Origin of the sequence: Halorubrum sp. CBA1125 (assembly GCF_009742825.1) — an archaeon.
Taxonomy (GTDB): domain Archaea; phylum Halobacteriota; class Halobacteria; order Halobacteriales; family Haloferacaceae; genus Halorubrum.
In genome coordinates, this window is record NZ_WPCE01000241.1 from 1 (window position 1) to 3,713 (window position 3,713).

The 3,713-nt window shown below is 52.1% G+C and carries 1 protein-coding gene and 2 pseudogenes; 1 reads left to right on the top strand and 2 read right to left on the bottom strand.

Annotated features, from left to right (window positions below; translation table 11 throughout):
- Positions 1–517 (bottom strand): annotated as a pseudogene (locus GJ633_RS14930) (hypothetical protein); the annotation flags it as partial.
- Positions 518–2,643: 2,126 nt separating this feature from the next.
- On the opposite strand from GJ633_RS14930, the gene GJ633_RS14935 reads away from it, so the two are divergent.
- A complete protein-coding gene (locus GJ633_RS14935; RefSeq protein WP_321169115.1) occupies positions 2,644–3,387 on the top strand; it encodes a hypothetical protein in 744 nt (247 codons plus the stop codon).
- Between the two features lie 73 nt (positions 3,388–3,460).
- Here the strand turns inward: GJ633_RS14935 and GJ633_RS14940 are convergent.
- A pseudogene (locus GJ633_RS14940) lies at positions 3,461–3,713 on the bottom strand (hypothetical protein); the annotation flags it as partial.

Genomic DNA, 3,713 nt, shown 5'->3' on the forward strand with positions numbered 1-3,713 from the left:
CCCCGAGCGCGTCGTCGCCGTCGGCGACGAGGAACAGGTTCGATTCGTCGACGTGGACCGCGTCGGCCGCGGGCGTCGATCCGAGGTCGTCGCCGAGCGTCGAGACGCCGTCCGAGAGACGGACTCCGAACGCCAGCCCGTCGAGTCGCTCCAGGTCTCGTCCCGTGTCGAGCGAGGCGTTTCGCGCCGCCGCAAGGCCGGTCAACCCCGTCGCGTTCACCGCGTAGACGACGGTGTGATTCGGAGAGACCGTCGAGGTCGGTTCGAGCGTCCCGTTCGCGATGCCGGCGTGGACCGCACCGGCGGTGTCGAACGTCTCGGCGGTCTTCCCCTCGGCCGCGTACGTCTCCACGCCCGACGTCGATCGATTCTGGAGCGTGAACGTCACGCTGTCCGTCGTGGTCGCGTGCCCATGTGTCGTCCGTACTCGCGCCTCGTACTCGCCGGGCAGCAACCCCTTCTCGGGAACCGACGTCTCGACTGACTCGATCGAGTTGTTCCGGGTACTACTGAACACCGCTGCACTCTGCGAGTCATTTCCGACTGCGTACGTGTTGAAACGAAGTTTCGTCTCATTCGATCCGGTCGTGTTTAGTTTGGTTGTAACGATATCTGTCTTGGTATCATTGTTTATCAGTTGTAATATAACCTCTGATGAGTTATGATGGATATCAATCTCATAGATATCGCTAATCGTTCGATTCAACGTATTATTTGACAATAATGAGTACTGATCGTCCTCTCCGACAATAGTAAATGTGACTGATGAATTGAAAGAATCTCCTGTGAGAATATACTCTCCTGTTGGATGTTTGGTGGTATTAAAACCGACAAACGAGGTATTAGAGATGAATTTTCCCAACTCATATGTTAGGTAATTATTGTGTTTCGATTTTCTATGTAATTCTACTCTTGATGATGAGTTCAGATTAGTGTCAAATATGATTGTTTCGCCCGAATAGACCATTGCATCTTGATAACCTTTATTGGAGAATTCCCGATCAATCTCAAGTTCTCCTGTAGTCTTGTTCGTAAGATCTGTTTTAATATATATGGATGCGCTGTCTGATACACCATTCCCAGTAATCTGTCTATTCAAATCAATATTTGGAAGAATAGAAGTGTTATTGCTATCTACATAGACCTCTCCAGAGTAATTTTCGAGTGTTTGGATTGATACCGCAATTCTATTACTATTCCAAATAGATGTGCTTTGATTATTTTCATTCTTCAGGATTATTGGTATATCTTCATTCATTCCTGTTAACACTCTAGAGTAGCCTATAATTGAGTCAGAGTATAGATCATCATCTTTTGACATACGATGTGCTGTAATAATAAATGGAGTCTCATCATCCACATTATCTCTTAATGTTGCTTCCGAGACAGTTATCTCTGAATGGAGTGGCTGTTTGTATGATTTATTATTAAATCGAACTGTTCCCAGATATAAGTGACCTGTATCACTAGCAATTACACCTTCAAGTTTGGAACTATCCAGATGATCTCCTACCTCATAGCCGCTTGAGTCTATTGTCTGATTTGAAATGAGATAGGCCTCAACAGGACCTCCAAGCGACTTGATTTCTGTTGTGACGGCTTGTTTAGAATCAAATGACCGATCAAAATCTGAAGTGACACTAACTATCCTATTTTGGTTATCACTGTCGACTATAAACAATGTTGACTCAACATTTGTTGAGATATTATTTATTCTAATACCTGGTGCAGTTCTATCTTCTCTCTTAATTTGACTAGATCCAGTTGCTTGATTTTGAAGTGTTACCGTTCCATCTGCAATTTTGAAATATACTGAATCGGTACTCTGAATAGAATTTTCTATAGGATCTTGTGATACTCCTGAACTAGAAATGGCAGCCAGTCCATAATTAACATCCAACTGCTCATATTCACCTTCTACCTTGATCCCGCGCAATGTTATTTCATTTATATTTATCGAATTGGACTTGTCATTACTTTCTATCAATAATGATATAGTACTCTTATTTTCATCGACATAGAAATTTGTTTGGTCAATATTTCCGTTTGAAATTGAGGTGTTATACACCATAATATTTGAGGTATCAATGTTATATCGGTTAAGATTAGAAATATCAAGATATACTTCAACAAACGAAGTGTTATACTCCTCAGACTGATCAATACTAATATCTGTTATTTTCTGAGTATCTTGTCCAGGTACGATATTCTCAACAATCCCCGAATATTCTACTGAGATAGTCTCGTTTGTACTCGCTGCTGCCGTGCCTGCACTTGCGGTTGTGGCGATTAATAATATAATTAAAAAGAATGTGCTGACTGCAACAGATGATTGCCGTTGAGTCAATGGCATCCATGTCATCGTGAGGGTCCACGGCTACCGGAGCTGCGGCTCCTGAGGACCCACTCGTCGACGTCGACGACGCAAGCCCACTGCCGACGCGTTCCGCACCGCGGGATACTCGAACTCGGTTGGAGTGTTTATAAATATGTTACGAACGTGAACGTTCTTGGTGTGTGAAACGAATCGAACCGGCAGTTCACACGGTTTCTGTCCCGCTGACGGACCGGACGAAGGCACAAAGTTCACGTCACCCGGCGCGCGAGGTGAATCAAATGGAACGTCGAGGACAAATCGGGCTGGTGGAAGCGCTCCTCCTGGACGTCGTTCGCCTCCACGAGACGTGGATGGAGGTCGCGTTCCCCCGCCAGCTCGACCCGAGTCCCGTACTGGGCAAGTGGACACCGGAGACGACCCCCCAGCGCGTCGGCTACTACCTGTGGGCGACCCTCGGAGCGCCGCTCGTCGCGATCGGTTACCCGCTGCTGCTCGTCGGGTTCGCGACCCGCTTTTACGCGTCGAAGTTCGACTCCGCGGTCACCCGGCTCGGCGTGCTCGGCGTGATACTCCTCGCGGCGGTCGTCTGGGGGGCGCTCACCGTGGTCACGCACTTCCAGCTCTCCGTCGACGCCGTTATCGCCGTCGGAGCGGCGAGCGTCGTCGCGGTCGTCTCGGCCGCGCTCGCCGCGACCACCTCGAAGGTCGGCGGCCGGTTCGTGAGCGTCCTCCTCGCGTACCCGTTCGCGATGACGGCGATATTCCTCCCGCCCGTCGTCGCGGCGCTGTTCACCCCGATGCTCGCGGATCTCATCCTCTCGCCGAGCTACGAGCTCGCGCGCTGGATCCTCGACACGTTCCTCGCGGTCGGCGGGATCAACGAGACGCTCCGCGGCGCGTTCGACCTGGAGACCTTCGGCCAGCAGTGGGGACTCCCGGGGCTCGGGTACGTGCTGATGTGGGTCGGCATCTCGGTGCCGCTCGGCTGGTTCCTCGGCGGTCTCGTCGCGCTCGCCGACCTGGTGCGCCCGAAGCCCGAGGACGAGTGAGCCACGCACACCGCAGATTCCCAGCGGAACCGACGCCGTAGCCGATCGGTTTCGGAGCGGCTCTGTTCGACCGCTACTCCGCCCCGTCGCGGTCGTAGCGCTCTCGCGCCGTCTCGAAGGCCGTCTCGGCCCGTTCTTCGCTCCGACGCCGCTCGCGCTCCGCGATCGCCTCCGGGTCGGGGTTCGCGTCGTCGTCGATCCGCGCGATCGACCCGTGGACCTTCGCGTGACACCACCGACACAGCGCGACGGTGATCTCGTGAGGGCCGGCGTCGACGTCTCTAGCTTGGTCGGCGTCCCCGGCCCCGTCGGCGCCCCCGGCCCCC